The 25,568-nt window shown below is 65.3% G+C and carries 25 protein-coding genes; 11 read left to right on the top strand and 14 right to left on the bottom strand.

Features of this window, described 5'->3' with window-relative positions; translation table 11 throughout:
- Positions 1-60 precede the first annotated feature (60 nt).
- Genes ACOGJC_RS15600 through ACOGJC_RS15590 form a run of 3 tightly spaced genes read right to left on the bottom strand, consistent with a single transcriptional unit; the run spans position 61 to position 2,626 of the window.
- Positions 61-888, bottom strand: coding sequence for an ABC transporter permease (locus ACOGJC_RS15600; RefSeq protein ID WP_419845916.1), 828 nt, complete (start codon positions 886-888; stop codon positions 61-63).
- The gene (locus ACOGJC_RS15595) at positions 885-1,679 is read right to left on the bottom strand and encodes an ABC transporter permease (RefSeq protein WP_419845915.1); all 795 of its coding nucleotides are present in this window, start codon (positions 1,677-1,679) and stop codon (positions 885-887) included. The genes ACOGJC_RS15600 and ACOGJC_RS15595 overlap by 4 nt, the downstream gene beginning before the upstream one ends.
- On the bottom strand, positions 1,679-2,626 hold the full coding sequence (locus ACOGJC_RS15590; protein WP_419845914.1) for an ABC transporter ATP-binding protein: 948 nt from the start codon (positions 2,624-2,626) through the stop codon (positions 1,679-1,681). Before ACOGJC_RS15590 ends, ACOGJC_RS15595 begins: the two co-directional genes overlap by 1 nt.
- 140 nt (positions 2,627-2,766) lie before the next feature.
- Between ACOGJC_RS15590 and ACOGJC_RS15585 the strand changes: the two genes are divergently transcribed.
- Both ACOGJC_RS15585 and ACOGJC_RS15580 read left to right on the top strand, forming a co-directional pair.
- The gene (locus ACOGJC_RS15585) at positions 2,767-4,773 is read left to right on the top strand and encodes an FAD-dependent oxidoreductase (protein ID WP_419845913.1); all 2,007 of its coding nucleotides are present in this window, start codon (positions 2,767-2,769) and stop codon (positions 4,771-4,773) included.
- A gap of 32 nt (positions 4,774-4,805) precedes the next feature.
- Complete coding sequence (locus ACOGJC_RS15580) at positions 4,806-5,630, top strand: fumarylacetoacetate hydrolase family protein (protein ID WP_419845912.1); 825 nt, start codon at positions 4,806-4,808, stop codon at positions 5,628-5,630.
- 4 nt (positions 5,631-5,634) lie between these two features.
- Here the strand turns inward: ACOGJC_RS15580 and ACOGJC_RS15575 are convergent, their stop codons facing one another.
- Positions 5,635-6,534, bottom strand: coding sequence for a 3-keto-5-aminohexanoate cleavage protein (locus tag ACOGJC_RS15575; protein ID WP_419845911.1), 900 nt, complete (start codon positions 6,532-6,534; stop codon positions 5,635-5,637).
- 91 nt (positions 6,535-6,625) lie between these two features.
- Between ACOGJC_RS15575 and ACOGJC_RS15570 the strand changes: the two genes are divergently transcribed.
- From ACOGJC_RS15570 to ACOGJC_RS15560, 3 genes are read left to right on the top strand one after another with little or no spacing between them, the layout of a single operon-like run.
- On the top strand, positions 6,626-7,567 hold the full coding sequence (locus ACOGJC_RS15570; RefSeq protein WP_419845910.1) for an acyl dehydratase: 942 nt from the start codon (positions 6,626-6,628) through the stop codon (positions 7,565-7,567).
- Entirely contained in the window at positions 7,564-8,340 is a 777-nt protein-coding gene (locus tag ACOGJC_RS15565) for a 3'(2'),5'-bisphosphate nucleotidase CysQ (RefSeq protein ID WP_419845909.1), read from the top strand. Before ACOGJC_RS15570 ends, ACOGJC_RS15565 begins: the two co-directional genes overlap by 4 nt.
- 18 nt (positions 8,341-8,358) lie before the next feature.
- The gene (locus ACOGJC_RS15560; protein WP_419845908.1) at positions 8,359-9,396 is read left to right on the top strand and encodes a Gfo/Idh/MocA family protein; all 1,038 of its coding nucleotides are present in this window, start codon (positions 8,359-8,361) and stop codon (positions 9,394-9,396) included.
- On the opposite strand, the gene ACOGJC_RS15555 is transcribed toward ACOGJC_RS15560, so the two are convergent.
- Positions 9,397-10,221 carry a sugar phosphate isomerase/epimerase family protein gene (locus ACOGJC_RS15555; RefSeq protein ID WP_419845907.1) on the bottom strand — a complete coding sequence of 275 codons (825 nt, stop codon included), beginning with the start codon at positions 10,219-10,221 and terminating at the stop codon, positions 9,397-9,399.
- Positions 10,222-10,234: 13 nt separating this feature from the next.
- Between ACOGJC_RS15555 and ACOGJC_RS15550 the strand changes: the two genes are divergently transcribed.
- Positions 10,235-11,206 carry a hypothetical protein gene (locus ACOGJC_RS15550; RefSeq protein WP_419845906.1) on the top strand — a complete coding sequence of 324 codons (972 nt, stop codon included), beginning with the start codon at positions 10,235-10,237 and terminating at the stop codon, positions 11,204-11,206.
- A gap of 34 nt (positions 11,207-11,240) precedes the next feature.
- On the opposite strand, the gene ACOGJC_RS15545 is transcribed toward ACOGJC_RS15550, so the two are convergent.
- Positions 11,241-12,581, bottom strand: coding sequence for an alpha/beta hydrolase family protein (locus ACOGJC_RS15545; protein WP_419845905.1), 1,341 nt, complete (start codon positions 12,579-12,581; stop codon positions 11,241-11,243).
- Here ACOGJC_RS15545 and ACOGJC_RS15540 point away from each other — a divergent pair.
- Complete coding sequence (locus ACOGJC_RS15540) at positions 12,580-13,746, top strand: amidohydrolase family protein (RefSeq protein ID WP_419845904.1); 1,167 nt, start codon at positions 12,580-12,582, stop codon at positions 13,744-13,746. The two genes, ACOGJC_RS15545 and ACOGJC_RS15540, sit on opposite strands and share 2 nt — an antisense overlap.
- 4 nt (positions 13,747-13,750) lie before the next feature.
- Here ACOGJC_RS15540 and ACOGJC_RS15535 read toward each other — a convergent pair whose 3' ends face one another.
- Genes ACOGJC_RS15535 through ACOGJC_RS15525 form a run of 3 tightly spaced genes read right to left on the bottom strand, consistent with a single transcriptional unit; the run spans position 13,751 to position 16,021 of the window.
- Positions 13,751-14,875: a zinc-binding dehydrogenase gene (locus tag ACOGJC_RS15535; protein WP_419845903.1), complete on the bottom strand. Its 1,125-nt coding sequence runs from the start codon at positions 14,873-14,875 to the stop codon at positions 13,751-13,753.
- A gap of 20 nt (positions 14,876-14,895) precedes the next feature.
- Positions 14,896-15,639: a hypothetical protein gene (locus ACOGJC_RS15530; RefSeq protein ID WP_419845902.1), complete on the bottom strand. Its 744-nt coding sequence runs from the start codon at positions 15,637-15,639 to the stop codon at positions 14,896-14,898.
- Between the two features lie 58 nt (positions 15,640-15,697).
- A complete protein-coding gene (locus tag ACOGJC_RS15525) occupies positions 15,698-16,021 on the bottom strand; it encodes a DUF2510 domain-containing protein (RefSeq protein WP_419845901.1) in 324 nt (107 codons plus the stop codon).
- A 25-nt stretch (positions 16,022-16,046) separates the two neighbouring features.
- Here ACOGJC_RS15525 and ACOGJC_RS15520 point away from each other — a divergent pair, with 25 nt between their 5' ends.
- From ACOGJC_RS15520 to ACOGJC_RS15505, 4 genes are read left to right on the top strand one after another with little or no spacing between them, the layout of a single operon-like run.
- Positions 16,047-16,595, top strand: coding sequence for a nuclear transport factor 2 family protein (locus tag ACOGJC_RS15520; protein WP_419845900.1), 549 nt, complete (start codon positions 16,047-16,049; stop codon positions 16,593-16,595).
- Between the two features lie 35 nt (positions 16,596-16,630).
- Positions 16,631-17,347: a dienelactone hydrolase family protein gene (locus ACOGJC_RS15515; RefSeq protein WP_419845899.1), complete on the top strand. Its 717-nt coding sequence runs from the start codon at positions 16,631-16,633 to the stop codon at positions 17,345-17,347.
- Positions 17,344-18,102, top strand: coding sequence for a 3-hydroxyacyl-CoA dehydrogenase family protein (locus tag ACOGJC_RS15510; protein ID WP_419845898.1), 759 nt, complete (start codon positions 17,344-17,346; stop codon positions 18,100-18,102). The genes ACOGJC_RS15515 and ACOGJC_RS15510 overlap by 4 nt, the downstream gene beginning before the upstream one ends.
- A 19-nt stretch (positions 18,103-18,121) precedes the next feature.
- Positions 18,122-19,219 (top strand): Zn-dependent alcohol dehydrogenase, encoded by a 1,098-nt coding sequence (locus ACOGJC_RS15505; RefSeq protein ID WP_419845897.1) that lies wholly within the window; start codon positions 18,122-18,124, stop codon positions 19,217-19,219.
- A 24-nt stretch (positions 19,220-19,243) separates the two neighbouring features.
- Here ACOGJC_RS15505 and ACOGJC_RS15500 read toward each other — a convergent pair whose 3' ends face one another.
- From ACOGJC_RS15500 to ACOGJC_RS15480, 5 genes are all read right to left on the bottom strand, one after another.
- Entirely contained in the window at positions 19,244-20,272 is a 1,029-nt protein-coding gene (locus tag ACOGJC_RS15500; RefSeq protein ID WP_419845896.1) for a DNA-processing protein DprA, read from the bottom strand.
- On the bottom strand, positions 20,265-22,343 hold the full coding sequence (locus ACOGJC_RS15495; RefSeq protein WP_419845895.1) for a RecQ family ATP-dependent DNA helicase: 2,079 nt from the start codon (positions 22,341-22,343) through the stop codon (positions 20,265-20,267). The genes ACOGJC_RS15500 and ACOGJC_RS15495 overlap by 8 nt, the downstream gene beginning before the upstream one ends.
- 654 nt (positions 22,344-22,997) lie before the next feature.
- A complete protein-coding gene (locus ACOGJC_RS15490) occupies positions 22,998-23,501 on the bottom strand; it encodes a hypothetical protein (protein ID WP_419845894.1) in 504 nt (167 codons plus the stop codon).
- Between the two features lie 92 nt (positions 23,502-23,593).
- Positions 23,594-24,241, bottom strand: a complete 648-nt coding sequence (locus ACOGJC_RS15485; protein WP_419845893.1) for an alpha-ketoglutarate-dependent dioxygenase AlkB — start codon at positions 24,239-24,241, stop codon at positions 23,594-23,596.
- Positions 24,242-24,554: 313 nt separating this feature from the next.
- The gene (locus ACOGJC_RS15480; protein ID WP_419845892.1) at positions 24,555-25,487 is read right to left on the bottom strand and encodes a serine hydrolase; all 933 of its coding nucleotides are present in this window, start codon (positions 25,485-25,487) and stop codon (positions 24,555-24,557) included.
- Positions 25,488-25,568 lie beyond the last annotated feature (81 nt).

Raw genomic sequence — 25,568 nt, 5'->3', positions numbered from 1 at the left:
CTATAAGGCGAGGAAGTGCAACGGACTTCCTGAAGTTCGCCCAACCCGCCTCTGACACCCTTACGGCGTCAAGAGCTGGCCGAGGCGTCGGCTGGCGATGGTGGCGCCGATTGCGGCTAGGGCTAGGAGGTAGGCGATGTGGACGATCAGGTCCACGCTGATGTCGCCGGCGATGAAGGCTCGTTCCATGGCCACGCCGTGGTAGAGGGGGGTGGCTTGCACCAGGAACTGCACGGCGCGGGGGTAGGTGTCGAGGGGAAAGAACGTGGCGGAGAACAGGAACTGGACGATGAGGGGCACAGTAACGAGGTCGAGGTCGTTCCAGCTTCGCATGTAGCTGGTGGCGGCCATGCCCAAGGCGGCGAACGTGAAGCCGATCAGCGTCGCCCCCGGCAAAGCGGCGATAGCCCACACGGAGTCCACCAGCCCCAGCCCGGCCATGACGCCCAGGAAGCCGCCGGAGTAGAGGGTGGCCCGCAACACCGACCATCCCATCTCCCCTAGGGCGAGGTCCACCACGCCCACCGGGGTGGCCAGCACCGCGTCGTAGATCTTGGCCCAGGTGAGCTTGTAGTACATGTTCATGGTGCTGTCGTAGAAGGTGCCGTTCATGGCCGAAGTGGCCAAGAGTCCCGGCGCCACGAACGTGCGGTAGTCGATGGTGCGTCCCCCGACGGTCACGTCGCCCACCAGCTCGCCGATGCCGATGCCGATGGACAGCAGGTAGAAGACCGGCTCGAAGAACCCCGACAACAACGTGACCCAAGTGCGCCGGTACACGGTGATGTTGCGCTCCACGACGCGGGCGAATCGCCGCGACGGCAGCAATCCGGCCACCGAGGCCAATCCCAGCCGATTTGGGCGCCGCCCCTGGCCCACCAGGCTCATTCGTACAGCCTCTTGGTGAAGGTCCGGCTGGCAACCAGGGTTCCGGCCAGTATGAGCGCCACCAGATAGGCCAAGTGGCCGGCCAACTCCCAATTCACCCCGCTGCCGGTGCTCAGCGCCCGGCACAGCCGCACGCCGTGCCACACCGGAGTGAGCCAGGCGAGCTGCTCAAGAACGATGGGGAGTTGGGATACCGGATAGAAGATCCCCGAGAACAAGAACATGGGCATGATCACGAACCGGGTGTAGGTGCTGAAGTTGTCGGCATTGATCCGAGTGGCGACGAAGGCCGCGGTGGGGGTGGCGAAGGCCATGCCGCACAGGGCGGCGCAGAACGGGGCCAACACCGCCAGCGGCGACGACACTGATCCGAAAGCGGCCATTACCCCCAGGAACACGAAGCTGGCCAAGGTCACCCGGAAGGCCATGTAGGTGAAGTGGCCCAGCAGGATGTCGCGGCCCCGCAGCGGGGAGGCGGCCATGGCCATGTAGGTGCGGTACCACTTGAAGCCGCCCAGCACCGGGTAGGTGGACTCGTTGACCGCCAGCATCATGGCGTTGCCGGCCAACAGCCCAGGAGCCAAGAAATCCAAGTAGTCCAGCCCGCCAAGGTCTCGGCCAGAACCCACCTCGGCGTCAACCAGCGAGCCCAGGCCCAATCCCATGGCGGCCAAGAACAAAACCGGGCTCAAGAAGCTGGTGAGAATCGACCCCTTCCAGTTCCGCCGATACGTAATGAGCCAATACTCCACCGCCAGCCTTGTACTGGGAACCACCGCGGCGCGGGTCATCAGTCCACCAGCGAGCGGCCGGTGAGGTGCAAGAACACATCTTCGAGGGTGCTCCGGCGCACCAGCACGCTCTCGTGCTCGACCTCGCCCAGCAAAGCAACCAGCCGTTCGCCCTGGTCGGTGTAGAGCAGCACCCGATCGGGCAGCTCCTCCACCCGCTCGTAGAGCTCCTCCCTCGCCTGGGCCTCGGGGCTCTCGCCCAAGCGGCGCAACGCTTCGGCCATCACGGTCACCTGGCCGTGGGTGCGCACTTCCACCACCTCCCGGGTGGAGTAGCGCTCGATGAGCTGGCGGGGCGACCCCTCGGCCACGATCTCGCCCCGATCCATCACCACCAGGCGGTCGCAGAGCTGCTCGGCCTCGTCCATGTAGTGGGTGGTGAGCACCTGGGTAACCCCTTGGCGCTTCAGCGTCCAAAGCCGCTCCCACACCACGTGGCGGGCCTGGGGGTCGAGGCCGGTGGTGGGCTCATCCAGCAACAGCACCTCCGGTTCGCTGATCAGGGCCCGGGCGATGGTGAGGCGCCGTTTCATGCCCCCCGACAGCGGCTCCACGTGGTCGTCGGCCCGCTCGCTGAGCTGCACGAACTCCAACAGCTCGGCAATGCGGGTGCGCAGCACGGGGCGGGGAAGGTCGAAGTAGCGCCCGTACACGTACAGGTTCTCGGCCACCGACAGCTCTTCGTCGAGATTGTCCTGCTGGGGGACCACCCCGAGACGAGAACGGATCTTCGTTCCCTCGCGTGCGGGGTCCATGCCCAAGATGCGCAGGGCCCCGCCGGTGGGGTCGGACACACAGCCGATCATCCGCATGGTGGACGACTTGCCCGCGCCGTTGGGCCCCAGAAAGCCGAACACCTCGCCCCGTTCGACTTCGAATTTGATGCCGTCGACCGCGGTGAAATCGCCGAACTTCTTGGTGAGCCCCCACGCTGCGATCAAAGACACCCAGCGAGAATATGGCGGTGAGAGGTGTGGTCGGCAGTTCTAGAGCAAGTGCTCTTGTGGCAGTGTCAATCTGACCGAGCTGGCGTAGCTGGGCCATGATGGGGCCAAGAGCTACGAGCATCTATGAGCTAGGAGCACTAATGAGCTACGAGCATCTGCTTTCTCCGGGACGAATCGGCACGCTGGAGCTGCGCAACCGGCTGATCATGGCCCCCATGGGCGAGGAGCTGGGCGATGAGAACGGCGAGGTGTCCGACGACCAGGCCGCTTACCTGGAAGCCCGAGCCAAGGGCGGCATGGCCGTGGTCATGCTGGGCTCGGTCGGGGTGGCCCACCCGGTGGGCTGCTCCAACAAGCGCCAGACCGCCATCTCCGAAGACCGGTTCATCCCGTCGTGGAAGCGGGCAGCCGACCGGGTCCACGCCCACGGCGGCAAGATCGCCATGCAGCTCACCCATGCCGGCAAGATGGGCCTCCAAGACACCATGGCGGGAAGGCCGATGTGGGTGCCGTCGGAGCCGGGACCGATGACTGTCGACCCGCTCTACGGGATGGTCACCGCCGATGAGGGGGCAATGATGGCCGAGCCGTTCATGGCGCCCACCTCCAACCCCCATTACCGGGTGATGGACCACGACGACATCGCCACGGTGATCGACCAGTTCGCGGCAGCCACCGTGCGGGCCCGGGAGGCCGGGGTTGACGCGGTGGAGCTGCACAGCGGCCACGGCTACCTCATCGACGCCTTCTTGTCGCCCACCATCAACAGCCGCGACGACGAGTACGGCGGTTCGGTGGACAACCGGGCCCGGTTCCTAGTGGAGATTCTCACCGAGATCCGCCGGCGGGTGGGCGACGACTACGCGGTGTGGGTGCGGCTCAACAGCACCGAGGTGGGCATCGACGGCATCATCCTCGACGACGCCCTCCACAACGCCCGGGTGGCGGCCGCTGCGGGGGCCGACGCCATCCACGTGTCGGCCTACCACGACCCCGGCATCGCCACTGGCCCCACCGACTCCTACGGCCCCCACGTGCCCGAGCTGCTCGTGCCCAACGCGGCCGCAGTGAAAGCCGAGGTGGACGTGCCGGTGATAGCGGTGGGCCGGATCAGCCCCGAAGCGGCCGACAGCCACATCGCCGAGGGCAAGTACGACTTCGTGGCCATGGGCCGCAAGATCCTGGCTGATCCCGACCTGCCCAACAAGCTGGCCGCGGGCCAGGCCGATGACGTGCGCCCCTGTGTGTACCACTACCGCTGCATCGGCAACATCTTCTTGCGGGTGGGCACCCGGTGCGCGGGCAACGGTTTCCTGGGCCGGGAGGACGAGCTCACCGCCGAGGCCGCGCCTGCGGCCAAGAAAGTGCTGGTAGTGGGCGGTGGCCCGTCAGGCATGGAGACGGCCCGGGTGGCCGCCCTGCGCGGCCACGAAGTGATCCTGGCCGAGGCGTCCAACCGGCTCGGCGGCCGGTGGGCGCTGGCCTCGGCCACCAGCGACGTGAACGCCGAGCTCATGGAGTGGTTCGAGCGCCAGCTCGACCAGCTCGGGGTGGACGTGCGGCTCAACACCCGTCTGGACGCCGCCGCCGCCAGTGCGCTGTCCGCCGACGCGGTGGTGGTCGCGGTGGGGGCGCAGTGGGGGCGCCCCGCGGTCGACGGCATCGACGGTCCCAACGTATGGGGGGTGGACGACCTGGCCCCGTGGCTGCTCGACGGCAACCCGCTGGATGCCGACCGAGTGGCGGTGCTGGGCGGCGACCTGCCCGGCCTCGGAGTGACCGAGACCGCCCTTCACCAGGGGGCCGAGGTCACGCTCATCGAGTCGGGTCCGGCGTTCGGCTACTCCCTCGGACTGCCCGGTCGTTGGCGAGTGGTCCATGATCTGGGCCAGGCCGGAGTGAATCTGATGGCCGGTGCCGAGGTTGTGGCCGTCACCGACGAGGGAGTGGTGTGGCGCTCAAACGGCGCCGAGCAGACCGCGACCGCCGACCTGGTGGTGGTGACCTCTGAGCTGGCCGCCGACCCCACGCTGGCTAACGAGTTTCGGGCCGCCGGGGTCGAAGTCCACGCAGTGGGCGACTGCGCCCAGCCCGGATTCCTGGAAGGGGCCATGCGCTCCGCGGTGGAACTGGCCGCGGAGCTCTAGCCCCGAATGCTGCACCCGAAGAGGAGGACGCGATGAGCTTTCGACTGGCCAACTGGGCTGGGCAGGCTGTGCTGCTCGATGGAGACGACTATTGGGCACTGGGCATCGACCCTATGGATGCCTTGACCCGTCTTGACGAGATACACCGAAGCTGGGATGGCCGAGGAACACCAGACGGGCAGCTGGGCGCGGCCGATCTGGGGCCGCCGGTGCCACACCCCAAGCAGGTGTTCGGCTATGGGCTCAACTACCGCGACCACGTGGAGGAGATGGATGAAGTGGACTATCTGGGCCGGACCACCAACGAGGCACCGGTGGTGTTCACCAAGTACCCCTCCTGTCTGGTCGGCCCTGCCGCCCCGGTCGCGCTAGTGGGAGACCAGTGCGACTATGAGTGTGAGTTGGTGGCGGTAATTGGGACCGAGTCCAGAGACGTCGACCAGGCCCAAGCCTGGGATCGGGTAGCCGGACTGATGATCGGACAGGACATCTCCGACCGAGCCCTCCAAGTGGAGGCCACTCCGCCCCAGTTCAACCTGGGCAAGTCTCGGGAGTCTTTCGGCCCCACCGGCCCCGCGCTTGTGAGCCCCGACATGGTGGCCAACCCGGATGACCTGGCTATCTCATGTCGCATAAACGGGGAGCTGCGCCAAGACAGCCGCACCAGCTTCCTAATGCGACCGGTGGCCGAGATGGTGGCCTACTTGTCGTCGATCCTCACCCTGCACCCCGGCGATCTGATTTTCACCGGCACCCCTGGAGGCGTTGGCCACGCCCAGGGTCTCTACCTCAAACCCGGCGACGTGATCCGCTCCGAGATCGAGGGCCTCGGCGCGCTGGAGAACACCTGCATCTAGGCCGCTAGGGCAAATCCAGCATCTCGGCTGTCTCGGTGCAGGTGGCGAGGGGGCGGCCTACTTCGTTGCACAGAGCCACGGCTTCGGCCAGCAGCTCCTGGTTGGTGGGGGAGCGGTCGGGGTCGTAGAACTCCTCGATGCCCACATGAAGGTGGCCGCCGAGTTCGAGGGCCAGCCGGGCCACTGGGGTGGCCATGAGGTCGCCGCCCCACACCGAGACCGACCAAGGAATGCCGGTTCCCTCCAGCATGTCGAGATAGGCCAGCAGGGCGTGTTTGGTGGGAGGAAGGCCGAAGGTAACCCCCTTGGACCGGCGGGAGAGCCCCCACTCGGCTCCGAAATAGAGCTTGGCCATTGATCCCGCGGGCAGCTGTCCCACCCGGTGATAGGTGAGCACGCACTGCAAGAATCCGGGCTCGTAGATGGCCATCGCCGGGGCCCAGCCGTTGTCGCGGCACAAATCGAAGCTGGCCCGGATTTCGGCGTAGTCGTTCTTGTAGGTGCCGCCCACCGGCAGGCCGTCGGGCCCGGCGCCGCCGATGTTGGTGGAGCCGGGGTCGACGGCCACCATGCGGAGGGGCATCTCGGCGGCGATCATGGCCATGTGGGCGTACTTGGCCTGGTGGTCTCCCGATGTGAGCGTGGGATACCACAGCGCGTCGGGACGGTCGGCCAACACCGGCGCCATGGCCTCGATGTAGGGGTTGGCGGCGTCAGCCCCGGTGAGGCTGATGTCGTGGTTGTGGGTGTGGATGATGGCCGCACCCCCCTCGAAGCAGGCCAGCGCGTCGGCCCTGATTTCTTCGGGGTTCAGCGGCACGTTGGGGTTGATTTCAGGGCTGGTGATGCCGTTGATGGCCACCTCAATGATGGCCGGGATGTCTTCGATTGCAACTGCTGCCATGGGCTGAGACTAGGGGAACAGCGGCTGGCGTGGTTTACTGCGGGGCGTGGTTGCACCGGCAGGGGACGGTCCCTGGTTCGAGGATTTCACGGTGGGCGAGCGACTTGATCCCGCCCCGGCCATCACCATCGGACCGGGCGAGGCTGCCGCCTATCAGGCCATCTGTGGCGACCCGCTGGCCATCAGCCTGAGCCGTCCGCTGGCCGAGGCCGTTACCGGACAGCCGGGGGCGGTGGTCAACTCCGCCCTGGTGCTGCAAGTGGCCATCGGCCAGTCCACCGTGGCCACCCGCAAGGTGGTGGCCAACCTGTTCTACCGGGGGGTGCGCCAGCTGTGCACCGTGCGAGTGGGCGACACGCTCACCACGGTGGTGACCGTTCGGGGCCTGCGAGAGGCCTCCGCCCGGCCCGACCGTCCTCCTCGGGGCCTGGTGCTGCTCGGCGTGCAGAGCCACGATGACCAGGGTCGTCTGGTGCTGGACTTCGAGCGGTGTGCGCTGGTCCGCCGCCGCTCTGATGCGGCCACCGGCCACCGCGATGACTTGGGGGACACCCCCAAAGAACTCGACATGGCCCCGTTTGTCGAGGCTGCCCCTACTGATTGGGATCTGGCCCCCCTCGGCAAGCCCCAGGAGTGGCCGATCGGCGAGACTCGGCGCGATCCACTGCGCGACACCGTCACCGATGCCCCCGCATTGGTGCGGCTCACCCAGAATCTGGCACCGCCCCACCGTGATGCGTCGCTCGGCCAGGGGGGCAAGCGGCTGGTGTACGGCGGCCACACCGTGGGATTGGCCCAGGCCGGACTGGTACGCCTGCTGCCCACCGCGGCCACCGTGGTGGGGTGGCACCTGTGCGACCACACCGGCCCGGTATTCGAGGACGATGTGGTGGACATGACCGCCACCCTTGATGCGGCCGAGCCGGTAGCAAATGGCCGATTGCTGGCCTTCACCGTGATCGTGCAGGCCGAGCGAGGCGGCGCCAACCCGGTGCCGGTGCTGGACTGGCGGCCGATTGTGCTGGCCCCGTGAGCGATACTCCAGAGCCCACAGACCACAAGCCAAGTGACCACGAACTGGCCCACTGGTTGGCCCAACAGGCCGGGGAACAGCTCCAAGCCCTGTCAGATGAGATGGAGGAATCCCGGGCCGGTTACCTCCACCGGGAGATGGCCGGCGATCAGCTGAGCCACCGCTATCTCACCGGGGCGCTGGCTCAGCTCAGGCCCGACGACATCGTGCTATCCGAAGAAGGCCGTGACGACGGCACTCGCTTGGACTCTGAGCGGGTATGGATCGTCGACCCGCTGGACGGCTCGTCTGACTACGCCGACCAGTGGAGCGATACCTGGGCGGTCCACGTCGGATTGGCGGTGAACGGCGAGCCAGCAGCCGGGGCGGTTTCGGTACCTCCCTGGGGCCGCACATTCAGCACCATGAGCTCTGACGGGCCCCCCGCCGACTCTGGCCGAAAGCGACCGCTGGTGGTGATGTCCCGCTCCCGAGTGCGATGGGACGGCCACCGCCTGGCCCGCCATCTGGATGCCGACGTGTATGGCGTGGGCTCGGCTGGGGTGAAGGCCATGGCCGTGGTCACCGGTGAGGCCGACGCCTGGGTTCACGCCGGCGGGCTCTATGAATGGGACACCTGCGCCCCGGTGGCCATCGCCTTGGCCGCCGGACTGCACGCGTCCCACCTCGACGGCTCCCCGCTGCGCTACAACCGCGGCGACCTAGCCCAGTGGGGCATCCTCATCTGCCGCCCTGAGCTGGCCAAAGACCTCCAAGCCGCATTCGCAGCCTGATCTCTCTAGTCTCCTGCCATGAGACTTGGGATGTTGGGAGCGGCGTGGATCGGGCCGATGGGGATCATCGAACCGGCCAAAGAGGTTGACGGCGTCGAGGTGGACGCGGTGGCGGCCCGCGATCCGCAGCGGGCCCGAGCCTATGCCGACGAGCACGGCATTCCCCGGGTGTTCGACAGCTACGACGACCTGCTGGCCTCCGACGACATCGACGCGGTGTACAACCCCCTGCCCAACTCCCACCACGCCCGCTGGACCATCGCGGCGCTGGAGGCGGGCAAGCCCGTTTTGTTGGAGAAGCCGTTCACCGCCAATGCCGACGAAGCCCGCCAAGTGGCCGAGGCTGCTGAACAAACCGGACTGGTGGTGATGGAGGCCTATCACTGGCGCTTCCATCCCCAAGCCGAGCGAGCCATCGAGCTGGTGGCCTCCGGCGTGGTAGGCGACGTGACCCACGTGGAAGCGGCCATGGTCTTCCCATCGATGCACGGCCCCGACGACATCCGCTACCGCTACGACCTGGCTGGCGGCGCCCTCATGGACACCGGCTCGTATGCCCTCAGCAACCTGCGGGCCTTCGGCGAGCTCGACGTGGTGCGGGCCGAGTGCGAGGAGATGGCGCCCGACGTCGACCGGCGCACCACCGCCGAGCTGCGCTATCGCCATGGCGGGGCCACCGCGTCCATGCTCTCGGAGTTCACCGGCACCGACCGCAAGGCCGAGTTGGGCGACCCCGACGACATTGACCCTGAGGCGTTCGACTTCGAGTTCCGGGCCGAGGTGGTGGTGACCGGCGCAAAGGGACGTCTCCTCATCGACAACCCGCTGGCCCCCATGTGGGGAAGCGGCCTCACCGTCACCAATACCAACGGCAGCACCGTCCACCACGAACCGGCTGAGCAGGTGGGCACCTACACCTGCCAGCTTCGGGCTTTTCGAGCCTGTGTCGAAGAAGGCGGCCCCAACCGGTATCCCCCGTCGGAGTCGATCAAGACCATGGAGCTGATCGACGCGGTTTATCGAGCTGCTGGCTTGCCGGTGAGAATGGGGATCTAGCTAGCCGTCAACCTCAGCGAGCACCTGGCGGGTGGCGTCGCCCAGCAGGCGGGCAAAGTCCACCGGCCCGAGGGCCTCTAGGCGTCCCGAGTCGAACACCTCCAGGGTGATGGGCGCTTGGCAGCCAGCACCCCGAATGGTTCGCAGCGCGCCGGCCACGTCCATCGCCCCTTCACCGGGCACACTACGGAGATACCGAGTGGCGAACGCCAAGTCATCCGGAGGGTCTGCGGGGGCGTCGTTGAGTTGGATGGCCCCGATCAGATAACCAGGAATCGAGGCAAAATCGGCGAAGTCGCCGGGGCCGTAGAACACATGCCAGAAGTCCACGGTGAGCCCGCAATTTGCCCGACCAGTGGCGGCCACCACCTCGGCGCTGGCCAGCGGGTCGGGAACAGGCCGGTTGCGGCTGAACTCCATATACACGTCCACCCCGACGGAAGCCCCCTGGTCGGCCAGCTCGGCCATGGCCTCCACCACCTGCTCCCTGGTCGCCGAACCCGGGCAGACCAACAGCGAGTTCACCCCGGAGGCCCCCAGTGCGGCGGCGGCCTCGAACACCGCCTCTCGAGGGGCCTCCTCGTAGTAGGGCCCACCAGGGTCTCCGGGGCCCACCCACACGATGGCGGCATCCATGTCGACCACGGCCAGCCCGGCGTCGCGGATGCGCTCCCCGATGGCGGGATCGGGCGGGTAGACCGCGGGCCACAGGGTCAGACCCGCGAAACCCCCGGCCACCGCGGCCTCCACCAGCACTTCGATGGGGGGATTGTCCACAGAACCCGAGCTGAGCACCAGATCGTCAGGACCGAGGGTCACTCCCATAGCATGGCACCCCATGTCCACTAACCCCTCTACTGGCACAGCCACTCATCCCGACGATGAGTTCCATCCGCCTACTTCTGACGACCCCTATTGGACCGAGACCTGCTGGTTCACCTTCGCCGCACCCGAGCACAAGCTGTCGGGCCAGCTCTACCCGTTCTTCCGGCCCAATCAGAAGATCACCTCTGGCGGGGCGTTCTTCTGGGACACCGGCGGCGACCAGATCTGGAACTGCCGCTACGCCAAGAATTTCTGGCACCTGCCCCTGCCCGATCAGCCGCTGAGCGATATCGAGCTGCCCAACGGCATCCGCTACCAGGCGATCGAGCCCCTGAAGCAGTACCGGATCAGATTCCTATGCCAAGACGACGGTGAGGCCGAGGTGGACTTGACCTTTACCGCGGTGTGCCCGCCCAACTACTTGGGCGACGGCCACCTCGACCAGCCGGGCCGCTACCAGGGCACCATCCGGCTGGGCGATGACACCTACGAGGTGGACGCCTACGGGATGAGGGATCGGTCGTGGGGGCCGCGCAGCCAGTTCGGCGCCACCCTCCACGGTGCCGTTCGGGGCGGCTACAGCTACGCCACCGCGTCGGACACCGACGGCTTCCACGCCTTGACCATGGCCTACGGCGAGGGCGACGACCCCGACTGCACGGTCATTCATGGCTACTACCTGCGCGACGGCGAGTACTCCCGATTGGTTCCCGGCCAGGGCCGACGCGACGTGCTGGAGCGCGATCCCGGCACCGGCGCGCCCACCGTGGTACGCATCGAGGCGGTGGACGAGTCAGGCCGGGAACTGGTGGCCACCAGCCGGTCGGTGAACCGCATCGGCGTCCATCTCAACCCCAACTTGTGGACGTGGAACTGCCTCAGCGAATGGACGTTCGGCGAGACCGTCGGCTGGGGCGAAGACCACGACAACTGGAGCGCCGCCGGCTACCGCCGCTTCGTGCGCGGCCACCTCGGTCTGGACTGAGGCTGGCTGGCCTAAGTCTCCTGATTTTCCAGCCTCAGCCGCCTTCGCGGTAATCGGCCAAGTCGACACCGTCGATGAGGTCGGCAAACTCGGGGGTGACCCCGACGTCGAGTCGATCGGTCAGATTGGCCAGGAAAAATGCGGTGGTCAGGTGCTTGAGCGCGGCCTGCATGGCTAGAGGATGGGCGTTTTCTGGAGTACATCCGTCTTCGGCCCGGGCTACCTGCTCCGCGCCGAGGAGGGGTTCGAGCATGCCCAGGCCACCTCCGGCGAGGATGACGGGGCAGCTATCGGTGAAGCTGTTGTGGCCGGCCTGGGCCAGGTTCACAAACGTCTTGGGTCCGGGGGCTGATTCGTAACTCTCGAGGCTTCTGGCGGTGGGCACGGTGATGTCTAGTTCAGCCACGATCACCAAAATCGGCTTGTCGGCCCCCTCGGGCGGAACCGCACCGCCGCCCGCCAGTGGTATGGCGGCCAAAACGGACTCGTTGGCCAACGCGCCCATTGCGGTTCTGGCCCCCGCGGAATGTCCGATCACCCCGACCCTGGCGGTGTCGACAGCGTTTCCTAGTGCCGATTCCAGTGCGGCCAGGGTGTTGGCCACATCGGCTTGGTCTTTCTCGGGGTTGGACTCTGCGGTCCCAAACGCCTGGGCGGGCAGATTCCTGTGAATGTGCTCGGCGGATGCAACCACGAAGCCGTGGGAAGCCAAATGGGTGGTCAAGAAGATGGCAACGTCACGGTGCCCGCCAAACCCGTGGCTGTAGATAACCACCGGATAGGGGCCCCCGTCGGCCAGCGGTGCGTCGCGATAGGAATTGGTCTCAATTGCACTTTGCATGCTCTCGGGGATCAGGGACCTAAACGCTGCCGGAATTGCTTGGGCAGAGTCATAGATCTCAGTCTCCATGCCGGCCACTGCGTCTGAATCGGTGGGGTACCAAACAGAAAGGGGCTGCTCGCCGGGTTCTTCGCCTAGTTCTAGGGTTCTGACTCCAACAGGGAACGCGCCGAACTCGTTGAGCGCGACCAGCGGTTCGGGAGTGAGCTCCGGCGTCGGCTCGGGGGTGGGCTCAGGTGCCGGGGCTGCTGTGGGTGCCGGGGCTGCTGTGGGTGCCGGCGTCGGCTCGGGGATGGGCTCAGGTGTGGGTGCCGCAGTGGGCTCAGGAGTCGGCGCGGGCGCCGCCGTGGGCTCTGCTTCGGGTGCCGCAGTGGGCTCAGGCGCCGGCGCCGTGACCGGAGCGTCGTCGTTGGAGGAGCAGCCCGTTGCCACCAAACCCAGCACCATGACCAGAACGATCCAGGTCTTTTTTGTCAGTCTCTTGGGCTGTCCCGCTTTCTTGGACTCTGGTTGACGCGAATATGCTCCAGTCATGGGCCGAAAGTACAAGGTAATTAGCGCTGATGGGCATGTGGAGACGCCTCCCGATGTATTCGTGAAGTACGTACCCGAGCGATACAAGGACCGGGCACCCCGCCTGATCCACCTCCCCGAGGGGGGAGAGGGCTGGCTGATCGAGGGCCAGCCGCTGCTCCGCAACGGCCAGAACATCGCCGGGCGCGACAAGGTGAAGTTCTCCGGGGGCACCTACTTCAACGCCGACGGCAGTCCGGCTGAGGGTGCCGGCCCGGCCGAACAGCGCCTCAGGGAGCAGGATCTCGATGGCATCGATGCCGAGGTGTTGTTCCCGCCGGTGTTCGCCAGCCGATTCCTTGAGGGCATCAAGGATCCCGACGTGTACCGCTCGATGATCCGGGCCTACAACACGTTTTTGGCCCATGACTACTGCTCGGTGGCCCCCGACCGGCTCATCGGAAACGCAGTGACCCCCATTACCGGCATCGACCACGCGGTGGAGGAGCTGGAGTTCGTCGCCGAGGCCGGCCTGCCGTCGGTGGCGTTCTACAACTTTCCCAACGGCTCGCCCTACGCCGATCCGGTGGACGACCGGTTCTGGGAGAAGAGCCTGGAGCTGGGTCTCAAGCTGGCCCCCCACTTCGGCTTCGGCGCGGGGCAGGCCCCGCTCCAATCGGCGGCCAAGGGAACATCTGACAGCCCGTGGGCGTCGGCACTGGTGCAGCGGGCCGGGAGCCACTCCCCGGTGTACTGCATGGCCCAGCTCATCGCCGCCGGCGTGCTGGAGCGGTTCCCGGAGATCAAGTTCTACTTCGCCGAGACCAACGCCAGTTGGCTGCCGGGCACGCTCTACTTCATGGATGACAACTACGAGCTGTTCGGCGACTGGTTCAAAGTGAGCTATGAACGCAAGCCCAGCGAGCAGATCCTCGACCACTTCCACTTCAGCGTGATCCGCGACCCGGTGGTGTTCGACATGGTCGACATCATCCCGTGGGACAACATCATGTGGGGCACCGACTTCCCCCACTCGGTGGGGTCGTTCCCCGACTCCCAGGAGTTCATCGAGGAGAACTTCACCAAGGTGGACGAGTCGATCTCCCGCAAGGTGCTGCTGGAGAACCCGGCCAAGTACTTCGACCTAGACCTCGACGCCGACATCACCGAGACGCCGGCGGCCTGAGCTCTTAGCTCAGATCGAGAACTCCTCGGGCCAGCTTGCCGGCCTCGAGGTCGTCGAACGCCTTGTCGAGCTCGGCCAGGTCATAGGTGGCCGACACCAATTCGTCGAGCAGCAGGCGGCCGTCCAGATACAGATCTACCAGCGCGGGGATGTCGAACGCAGGGCGGGCCGATCCGTAGCGGCAGCCCATGATCGACTTGTTCTGGTAGAGCTTGAACGGGGCGAGCTCCATGACCGCGTCCATGCCGGCCACGCCCAAGATCACCATGCTGCCGCCAGGGCGCAGCATCTCCACCGCGTCCATCATCAGCGAGGTATTGCCCACGCACTCCACCGAGCAGTCGACCCCGCCTCCGGTGATCTCCCGCACGGTCTCGACCGACGGGGCTTGGCCCGAGTCCACGAAGTGGGTGGCGCCGAATTGGCGGGCGAAGCCCTCCTTGGCCGGGTTGTTGTCGACGGCGACGATCTTGGTGGCCCCGGCGATACGGGCGGCCTGGATCACGTTGAGGCCGATGCCCCCCACACCGATCACCGCCACGGAATCGCCCCGATATACCTGGGCCCGGTTGAAGATGGCGCCGGTGCCGGTGAGCACGCCGCAGCCGATGAGGCAGGCGCTGGTGAAGGGCACCCGCTTGTCGATGGCCACCACCTGGCCCTGGCCGACCACCACCTCCTCGGCAAACACTCCGGTGTTGGCGAAACCCATGATCGCCTCGCCCTGGTAGGTGAAGTAGGCGGGCAGGTCGCCGGGGCCGGGCTCTTCGCCGGTCTCGTTGCGCTTGGCGATGGCCGCGCCGAGCTTGGAGGTCTGGCACAAGGTGGGATGGCCGGTGGCGCACACCGAGCAGCGTCCGCAGTTGTCGATGGTGGCGATCACCACGTGGTCACCGGCTTCGACGGTGGTGACATCGCTGCCCACCGCGACGACCTGACCAGCGCCCTCGTGGCCCATCACGAACGGGGGAGAGAACATCTGTCCGAACGTCCCGTTGATCACCGACACGTCGGAGTGGCACACCCCGGCGGCCCCGATCCGCACCCGCACTTGGTCGGGCTCGAGATCGGTCGTCCCCAGCTCGTCGACTACAACCGCTCCTTCGCCATCGAACAAGATGCCCCGCATAGCTGATACTCCTGTCTTGCCTAAGTCCTGTTGATATACGTGTCGTCTTCGTAGGCCTCGGGGCCGGTGAGGGTACCGGGTGCCGGGGTCATCAGCTCCTCCCGAAAGCGGGTGGTGTACTGCTGGGCAGTCGCCCGCCACGCCACCAACCGATCGTCGCCGTCGGTGCCCTCGTCAAAGCCGTTGGCGGCGTCGGCGGCCTTGTTCAAGCGAATGTAGGCCTCGGGAGAAGCAGCCCACACCGTGCACACCTCGTAGTCGTGGTGCAGCACCTCCCACAGACCCATGCAGGTGTAGCCGTAGTCGGCCGCGGCGGGCAGGTAGTCGGCGGCCATGGCGGCCAGATAGTCGCGGGCTGAACCCGGCCTCACCTCGGTGAGCTCGTGGATGTACAGCGTGCCCCGCACTTCCCCGGCGAGCACCGACGCCACCGGGGGCGACTCGGGCACCGATCCCAGCACCCGGTCGTAGCCGCCGGTGCGTAGCTTGTAGGCCTCTTCCCACCAGTCGTCGAGCAGGTTGTTGGACTTGCGCTTCAAGTTGAGCCGGTCCACCCGCTCCAGCCAACCGTCCCAGCCGCCGGAGTCCCACAGATTCACCACCTGGGGCCAGCGGGCAGTGATTCCCATGGTGTACCAGGTGCCCAGCAGCTCGAAACCGACCCGGGCGTCCCGGTTCTGGATCTTGATGTGCTCCATGTAGGGCCATGCCGCCTGACCCATGATGTCGACATACTCGTGCAGGATGATCTCTCTCTTGCCCACGGGCAGGACACTATGGCAAGAGGTATCGACAGAGATATTCAGAGGGTTCTGAAGACGGCTAGATGGCCACAGCCACAACGATCACCAGAACGATCACCGCGGCCAGAGCCACCGAGGCCAAGAGCATTGCGCCGGGCAGGTGCTTTCCGAACAGGCGAATCGACCGGCGACCGGGGATGGGAGAGGCCGGTTCGTTGAGGGGAATCCCCCGGGGGGCGACCGCGATGCCCGGCGGGTCAATCCCCGATTGATCTCCGTCGCGGACTTTCTCCGTCCACTGTGTGCCGTTCCACCAACGGGCCTCGTGCCGCCCGAATGGGTCGGTGTGCCATGAGGCTTCGGGCTCGGGGTTCGCAGCCAACTCGCTTTGGAGTCTAACCATACGGATGACGGGATCGCGGGGCAGAATGGCAGTCGTGGACAGCCAGGCCCAGTTTGCCGAGCTTTTGGCCAAACAGGAGATCACCGAGCTGCTGTATCGGTATTGCCGGGGGGTGGACCGCCTCGATATGGATTTAGTGCGCTCGTGCTACCACCCCGATGCCACCGATTCACATGGCACCTTCGAGGGCACCGTGGACGAGTATCTGGAGTGGAGCGAGCGCCTGCTGCGCCGGTACACCGGCTCAGTCCACACCGTGCTGAATGTACTCGTAGAAGTCGACCCGAAATCGGAGGCCTCGGCCGATGGGGGCACCGTGCAGTGGGCCCGCTCCGAAGCCCACGGCATCGCCCGCCATTGGACCGAGGGAGGCCCGCCGGAGCTCAACCTGTCGGTGGGCTTTCGCTTCATCGATGACGTGACCCGGCGAGACGGCGGGCCATGGCTGATCCAAAGGCGAGTGGCCACCACCGAGTGGGTGCGCGAGGAGCAGTTCCGGCCGTTTGACGAGCGCTTTTTGCGAGGCAGCCGGGATCGATCCGACCCGGTTTATGCCCCCCGTCCTGACCAATAGGCCACTGGTCGAACCGAGAACTACCATCGGCTGCCATGCAAACTGAGAACGTAGAACTCACCACAGCCGACGGCCCGATGAGGCTGTACGTGGCCCGGCCCGACGGCGATCCGCAGGCCGCGGTCATCGTCATCATGGAGGCCTTCGGACTGAACGGCCATATCGAGGACGTGACCCGGCGGGCCGCGGCCGAAGGCTATCTGGCGGTGGCCCCCGATCTATATCACCGCTACGAGAACAATCTGGCCGGCTACGACGAGATGGACAAGATCTTCGAGATGATGGGCAACCTCCTCGACGAGCATTCCCTCACCGACGTGGACGCCGCCCTCGATTACCTGGCCAGCCAGGGGATCTCGTCTGACAAGGTGGGCATCACGGGGTTCTGCATGGGCGGGCGGGTGACGTTCCTCACCGCTATCAGCCGACCGGTGGGTGCGGCGGTCACCTACTACGGCGGCGCCATCGTCACCGACGGATTCACCCCCGGCCAGCCCAAGCTGGCCGATCGCCACGGCGATCTCCAGTGCCCGTGGCTGGGCCTGTTCGGCGACCTCGACGGCATGATCCCCGTCGAGGGAGTGGAGCAGCTTCGGTCCGACCTTGAGGCCAACGCCCAGCCCACCGAGATTGTGCGCTACGCCGAAGCCGACCACGGCTTCTTGTGCGACGAGCGGCCGTCGTACAACGCCGACGCCGCGGCCGACGGCTGGTCGCGCATGGCGGCCTGGTTCAACACACACCTGTCGTGACCGCCGGAACCGAGAAGATAGGGGTCATCGGCTCGGGGGTGATGGGCTCGGGCATCGCCCAGGTGATGGCCATCGCCGGCCATCCGGTGGTGGCCTTCGATATCGACCCCGACGTCGTTGCTGCCGCGCCCGGTCTGGTTTCCGAGGGCCGCTTCGGCATCCAAGGGGCAGTGGCCCGGGGCAAGATGACCGAGGCCGAGGCCGAAGCTGCGCTGGCCCGCATCGTATTCACCACCGACCGGGATGCGGCTGCGGCCGTCGACGTGATCATCGAGGCGGTCCCCGAGCGCTTGGACCTCAAGATCAAACTGTTCCGAGACCTCGACCACGAGTGCCCTGAACACACGATCTTGGCGTCCAACTCGAGCGGGTATCCGGTGCAGGCCTTGGCGGTGGCCACCGACCGGGCCGACCGGGTGATCGGCTGGCACTGGGCATCGCCGCCGCCGGTGATGAAGCTGGCCGAGATCGTGAGGGCGCCGCAAACCTCCGACGAAACCACCGAGACCATCTGCCGTCTGGCGACTGCCGCGGGCAAGAACCCGGTGGTGATCAAGGACTCGGCTATGAGCTGGGGCTATGTCACCAACCGGGTGTACGGGGCCATGATCCGCGAGGCCAACGCGGTGGTGGCCGAGGGAATCGCCAGCCGGGAGGAAGTGGACCAACTCATGGTGGACTGCTTCCGGTGGCCATCAGGCCCTTACGGCATGGTCTCCGGTGCCACCACCGGCTGGAAGGCCGGCAAGAAATAGACCCAGAAAAGAGACTTCCATGAAGGCAGCACTGCTGGCATCGCCAGCTTCTCCATTGGTGATGGCTGATGTGGATTGCGTCGATCCCGGACCGGGGCAGGTGCGGGTGCAGGTAACCCACTGCGGGCTGTGCCACTCCGATCTGACCATGATCGACGCCCCCGAGATGATGACCCCGATCATCCTGGGCCATGAGGCCGCCGGGATCGTCGAAGCGGTGGGTCCCGGGGTGAACTCCCTGGCCGAGGGTGACCATGTGATGCTGTCGCCGTTCGGCCCGTGCGGGACGTGCTACTGGTGCGTGCGGGGGGAGATGACGCTGTGCGCGTCGGCGGCGTCGATGTTCATGGGAACGATGCCCGACGGCTCGATTCCGTTCACGATGGACGGCCAGCCGGTATACCGGGGCCTTGGCGTGGCCGGATTCGGCCAGTTGACCCTGGTGGCCGAATCGGCGGCGGTGAAAATCGATCCCGACGTGCCCCTGGAAGTAGCTGCGGTGATCGGCTGCGCCATCCAGACCGGCGTGGGCGCGGTGCTCAACACTGCCCAAGTGGAAGAAGGCGCCACCGTGTTGGTGATGGGCCTCGGGGGTGTGGGCATGTCGGTGGTGCAGGGTGCCCGCCTGGCTGGTGCGTCCCGCATCTTCGCCTCCGACCCGGTGGCCGACCGCCGCAACGCCGCGGTGGCCTTCGGGGCCACCGACCTGCTCAATCCCACCGAGACCGATGTTGTGGCCCACGTACAGGAGGCCACCAAGGGGATCGGCGCCGACTACGCCTTCGACGCCGCCGGGGCCGGCCCGCTGGTGGAAGCCGGCTTGGCCGCCACCCGCAACGGCGGCACCACGGTAATGGTGGGCGCGCCCGCCCTAGAACACACCGTGACCATCAATCCCGCCGTCATGTATCTCACTGCGGAGAAGAAGCTGCTGGGCTGTTTGTTCGGCGGCTGCAACTCCCAGCGAGAAGTTCCCCGCCTGCTGGCCCTATGGCAGAACGGCTGCCTCGACCTAGAACCCATGATCACCGCCCGCCGCCCCATCAACGAGATCAACGCCGGCCTAGACGACCTCCGAGCCAGCATCGGCATCAGAACGGTCTTCAACCTGAGCTGAATCGTCGTCGGCTCCGAATTGTTCTCAGCTCTGGTTGCTGAACTCTGAGGAGAACGGAAGCCGAGCCTCTCCTTCAATTGGCATCTGCCCTTCGTCAGGCATCGGCTTGTTTCGCGCATTGATGAGCAAGTCCTCCAACTCGTCCAACGAGCCAACCGGCACGGCCCCCAGCTTCTCCAGGCGTTCGTTGCCTGGACCCTCACCCGGCCCCCGCCACACGGCGACCGGTCCGAATCCGTGTTTGAGGGCTTCGACTGCTCCGGCCCATGTTCCGCCGGATTCATCGTCGCTGGCCACGACCAGCGTCGTCACCGAACCGGCATAGATGAGCTTGTTCCGACCCATGGCTGTTCCCGCAGTGAAACGGGCGTCGGGCTTATAGGGAGTACACAACAGAGCACGGCCATCGAGGATCACCCGTCGGGTGTCCGGCCGTTTGAGCTGGCGCTCCATCGAGTCGGCCAGAAAGCCGATCGCGGCACCCGCTGCTCCCTCCTCACCAACAGCCGCGTTCATGGCCAGCTGATCCACTCCTCGAGCACCACCGGACACCACCGGCAAACCCAGCCGGGTAGCCAACCGAGCCGCGCCCTTGGCGACTTCAGCACCCTCTTCGCCGATATCCCGGCTTCCGACCACTCCGAGACCTGAACGGTCGAAGAGATCAAGGGGGCCAGCAGCGTGTAACACCACCGGGGCCTTCTCCTTCAGCCGATACCGGAACAGGCATGGATAGTGCTCGTCAAAAGGAGTGATGGTGTGAATGCCCGATTGCTTCAACCGGTCGACCTCAAAGGCCATCGCAATGGCTCGATCAAGAAGGGCGGCAATCCTGGAAGCCATCTCTTCGGCAAGACCATGCACGCTGCACAGCGCTTCAGGCGGTGTGTCAAAGAGCGCGCTTGGTCGGCTGGCGATTTCAGATTGCTGCCAGTACTCCGCAGAGGTAAACGGCTTGACCCCTTCTGAAGCCAGCCTGCTGGTAAGCAACAGCGCAGCCAACGAGTCCTGGTTAGCCGTGCTCCCACTCCCGATTCGCCCAAACTCAGTCACGCGCCGACCTTCCCGCCGTATCTGCCAGGGCGAACGGGTAAACCGGTCCAGCACCAGCTTCTCGAAGCTGCGCAGCAATCACTGTGAACGTCCACCGGGAGTCCACGATGTCGTCCACCAACAGTACGGGCCCGGAAGGAACCTCTGGGGTGATCCTGAATGCATCCTTGATGTTTGCGTATTGCTTGGCACTGTTCTGCATGAACTTCTGCGGCTGGGTCTCCTGGGTTTTGACAACTGCATCATGGCACGGCAGCCCCAGTTCCTGGGCGATGAGCCGGGCGAATCCTCGGACAAGCTCAGGATTCTTGAGGGAAGGCACATAGGTCACCCAGGCAGGTGCAGGGTCAGGCTTCCAGTTCTCTAGGATCAAGTTCGCTGAAGCCTCAACCAGTTTGTCGTCGAATCGTCCTTCAGCCTTGCCTTCTTGGACGAGTGCTCCCCAGCCACCATCACCCCACAAGGCCAGCACGCGACCAGATTCACAGCGTTGATCCGTGGGGATACTGCCCCCGCCAGCGAACTGTTTTCGGGGCTTAATCGCGAGCTCTGCTCCCCGTAGGAAGTCGACTGCGGCCTGAACCGCTTGAGTGCTCACCCCGAGCTCTCTGCGGTCTGAGAGGCAGTTGTCGCAGATTCCGCAAGGATGCGTCTGTGGATCGTCCAGGTACGACCTGAGTAGGTTCATTCGGCATTGGCCAGTGCTGGCATATTCAGCCATCTGAGCCTGTTCCTCCCACCGCAGGCCAGTGACTTCTTCAACCCGCTCACTGTCGTAGTTCCACGGTTGAAGCGTTCGCTGCCAACCGGCAGGGACACGCTCAACTGCGCCGTCGACCTCCAGAATCTTCAGGAGCTGCTCAAGTCGCAAGCGTCGGACGTTCACAGCCCGCTCGACCTCAGAGAGCTTCAAGGGGCTTGCCGTTCGTTCCAGCAGCCCCACAATTTCATGGGCTTGGTCAACGGTCGGGAACGCCGTGTCGATGAAGTGGCTCTGGATGGCAGCGTCCTCGTAGCCCTGAAGCAGGATGCCCCACGACTCGGTCAGATTACGCCCGGCCCTTCCCACCTGCTGGTAGTAGGCAATTGGGGAGCCCGGTGCCTGATAGTGGATGACGAAGGAGAGGTCGGGTTTGTCGAATCCCATTCCCAGTGCGGAAGTCGCAGCGACGACCTTCACCTGATTGCCTAGCAGCTGTTGCTCGATCTCCAATCGGCTGTCTTTGGCAGAATCGCCCGAGTAGGCGACAGCGATTATTCCCTGAGAGGAAAGCCAGGCTGCAACTCTCTCCGCGTCACGGACCGTGAGGCAGTAGACGATGCCGGTCCCAGGCAGCTTGGGAATCGTTTCAGCCATCCACGCCAGTCGTTTCTGCTGGGGTGCTGGTTCGTAGACGCGGAGCCGGAGCCCCTCACGACCCAGGGGACCTCGAACGCGATCCAGTTCAGCCCCAAGCTGTTCAGCTACATCTGCCACGACCCGATCATTGGCCGTCGCAGTGCAGCCCAAGACGGGAATTCCTTGAGGAAGCAGGTCCAAGACTCCCTTGATTCGTCGGTAGTCGGGCCGAAAGTCGTGTCCCCAATCGGAAATGCAGTGAACTTCGTCGACCACCAAAAGACCGCCCCGCTGGGCGAGCGACGGGAGGTGCTCGGTGCGGAAATCCCGATTGGCTAGCCGCTCCGGTGAGATCAACAGAATGTCAATCTGGTCCGAGGCAATGGCGGCATACACCGCCTCCCATTCCTCCTGGTTGGAGCTATTGATTGTGGTCGCCCGGACACCCATGCGCTGAGCGGCTTCGATCTGGTTCCGCATCAATGCCAACAAAGGAGACACCAACAGGGTGGGACCCGCACCTTGATCGCGCAAGAGCCGAGTAGCGATGAAATAGACCGCGCTCTTTCCCCAACCAGTCCGCTGCACCAGGAGGACCCGGCGTCGGTTCACGACGAGTTGCTCGATGGCCTCAAGCTGCCCAGCGCGAAAGGTGGATGAGGGATTGGAAGTCAGCGTACGCAAACTGGCCAGGGCTTCGGCTGCGAAGTCATCCGCCGGATGGTTTGGCATTATCAGATCTCCTATTCGGCAAGTTGATGGTGGAAGATGATGTTGAGGCGGGGGTGGTGGGGCGAGTTCGCTCTGGGACGGTGTCCGAGACCCGGGTCAGGTTCAGTTCGTAGAAATGCAACCGGCATGGGCCGTCCACTCTAGGAACGGCCAGTGACAGTTTCGGTTGTCGCAACCATCGATAGAGATTGCCGAACTAGCCGGTAGTCCACAAGGAGGCTGAGGGGAGGCAGCATGCCACTCGTGGATGAGGATCTCAGCGAGATGTTTTTGGCGATAGACGGAGTTGAAGAAGGCTGACTTACCCTCGCCGAGGCTGTGGCCGAGATCAAAAAGATCTGCGATAGACGTCCTCCTCAGCCCAAAGGGGAGGACGATTACTTGCAAATGCGGAGAGCTCTTGGCCTTTCCCTGCCTGCCGATAAAGCCGGGATAGACGCCCGGTGCGAGGAGCTTCGCGAGGAGGTCGCTCTCATCAATCTCTGCCGAGAGACCGCGAGGGGATGACTCTGACCCTGCCCGCGCAAGCAGAGGCAAGGGGTTGGAGGTGACCTGGTGAGAAAAGGGGAAGGAGTTGATTTGGCGGTCGGACTAGGGCGTGTCGACAGCCATCACCGCTAGAAGAGCAACGAGTCCAGGTGTCGCGTAGCCGCCTCATCTGCGCTCGGCCTCGCTGGCGCGCCACCACGGAAGCCCGGTGTCGAGTTTCGGAGCTGCGAAGAAGTCCCGCGAGGTTTCCCTCGATTTGAAGACCTCCCAGGCCATCGCCGACGAAGTGGCGAGCGCCAGCGGCCCGGCGAACAAAAGGATCACCAGGCCAAACCCGACCCTGGCTTCATCCCCTGTGGGCATGTCGCCCACCAGCAGGCTCACCAGGATCGTGCCGTACATCGCTATCACCGTAACCACGAGACCCGCCAGCGGGGGCACATAGATCGCCCACTTCCACCGGGACCGCTTGAACCCCACCACTGCGACAGTCGCTGCGACCGCGAGGAAAAGGACAGCAATACCCTCGACAATCTCCACCCCAGTCACATCGAAGACAAAAGCATGCCCGCTCTTCACCCTCACCCACGGAAGGAAGCTGCTCACCGCAGAAACCGCCCATGACCATATCGCCGTCCGGTACAGGACTTTGAACGTGTAGTTGCTCATGTCCCCTCGGACCTTATCGTCGGCGGCGCCATCGACTCCCATACGTTCTACGGTGTGGATACCGGCAGTGTGTAGCGGGCACAGCGGTGTTGTCAGCTCTTCATTTTAGGAAGCTCGTGGCGGAAGGTGATGCTGAGGCGGGGGGCGGTGGGGTGGGTTTGCTTGGGGACGGCGTGCTCGAAGCGGTGCTGGCAGTTGCCGCCCATCACTAGTAGGTCGCCAGAGCCGAGGACGAACTTTCGGGACTTGCCGCCGCCAAGGGGGCGGAGCAGGAAGGGGCGGGCTGCGCCCAGCGACACCAGGCCGATGACGGGCTGGTGCATGATCCGGCCGATCTTGTCGGCATGCCAGGCCACGCTGTCGCGTTCGTTGCGGTAGAGGTTGATTCCCACTCGGGTGAACGCCTTTTGGTAGCGATCGCCCAGCATCGCCGCGATTTCGCTGATCACGGGTACGGATGAGCCCACTACGGCGGTGGAGAGATGGCCTGACAGCCGGGGAACGTCCACCATGTTGTCGTACATGGGCCGTCTTCCGGTGGATAGGGGGACCGTGTTCACCAGCGTGTCCATCAGAGTGTCGCCGCCCCGCACAAAGCCAGTCATCGTGTCCACCCATGCCCCGTCGCCCAGGTCCACCCGCTCAGGGGCCAGCTCAAGCACGATTGGCTCCTGCATGCTCCACAGCGCGGGCTGGGCAATGGCGCTGCATCGCTCGGACGGTGGGGCAACAGCCGACATGGGCCGACCACTCTACGAACCACCAGTGACAGTTTGGAGCGAAATGGCGGGTGCTTTGGGGCTTAGCGGTTCAACCAGTCGTCTCGTGTGTAGCCAGCTTGCTTGAGCAACCGCAGCAGAAAGGGGCCGGAGAGACCCGGCGGCTCATGCAGGTACAGCGACCATGCCGTCGTGGAATGAGGGGATGCGCTGGCCGAGTTCCTGACCAAGTTCAACCCATCCAATTCCTCAGGGGGTGTGGGGCCGCAACGCTGGCGGTCACTTCCTCGGTGTGTTGAGCAGTTTCTCCTGGGGGGCTATCAGGGTGTGTCGGCTACTGGGGGTTGGGGTCTTGGGGCCGGTGGCATTGGTGGTGTGTGTCTTGGCTGATTGCTACGTAGATGCGACAGGCTGCCAGGGCTACCCAGTTGACGGAGGTGGAGTAGTTGCCTTTGGTGGTGGAGCTGGCTGCGGCGATGGCGAACCATCCTCCGTCGGGCAGCGTGACCAGCCCGGCGTCGATTATCACGCTCTCGTTGATGCGGCAGCATCCGGGGGGAAGCCATCCCGTTTTGTGGACGACCCGGTCGGCGATCGCCCGCGGCAGCCGGTCGGGTAGGGCGCCGTCGAATCCTGAGAGCTGTCGGGGCGTGTCGCGCAGCCACCTTTGGAGCGCGGAGGTTTCCGCTATCCCCAACAGCTCGCCTTGGTGCAGCCGCGCATAGAACAACGCCAAGTCTTGCGCGGTGGTCAGGTTCGGCCGCAGACCCGACGATGCCAGCCGCTCAAACCAATGGGCCAGACGAGTATTCCCCAGCTTGGCCGTTTCGGCCGCCCAGGCGTTCACCGCGTCTATCCCGCCAGCCAAATCAATTAGCCGCCCGGCCGCCGTGTCGTCCGACAACGCCAACGCGCCATGGGCATACCGATCCACAGCGTCTCGGCCCGCGGCCGCCATTGCCGCCGCGGCCCACACCGGTTTCACCGCGCTGGCCGACCGCACGAGCAGATGCCGGTTCACGCCGCGGATCGAGCCGTCTGGCAACACGACCGCCAGCACAACACGCGCCGAGCCGTCCCAACGATGCGCCAACTCCGCCAATCGCTGTGCTTCGCGGTCAACGGCGCGACCCACATCCGACCACTTCGACGCAGCCCTACAATCGTCCAGCGCGATACCGATTTCCGCGGCGAACAAGCAGCGGTATCTCTGAAGCAGCACTTTTTGGGAAGCGATCAGCGCATCTTGGACAGCAATGTCGTTCATGGTCGCCACACCCCGATGCCGGCCAGGTGCCACGACATCGACCGGCCACCCCTTCGCGCAACCGCCCGGCACCACCTCCAT

Origin of the sequence: Candidatus Poriferisocius sp. (assembly GCF_965204015.1) — a bacterium.
GTDB lineage: Bacteria > Actinomycetota > Acidimicrobiia > Acidimicrobiales > Bin134 > Poriferisocius.
Note: the sequence above shows the minus strand (reverse complement) of the source record. Positions and strands in the feature narration are given on the sequence as shown.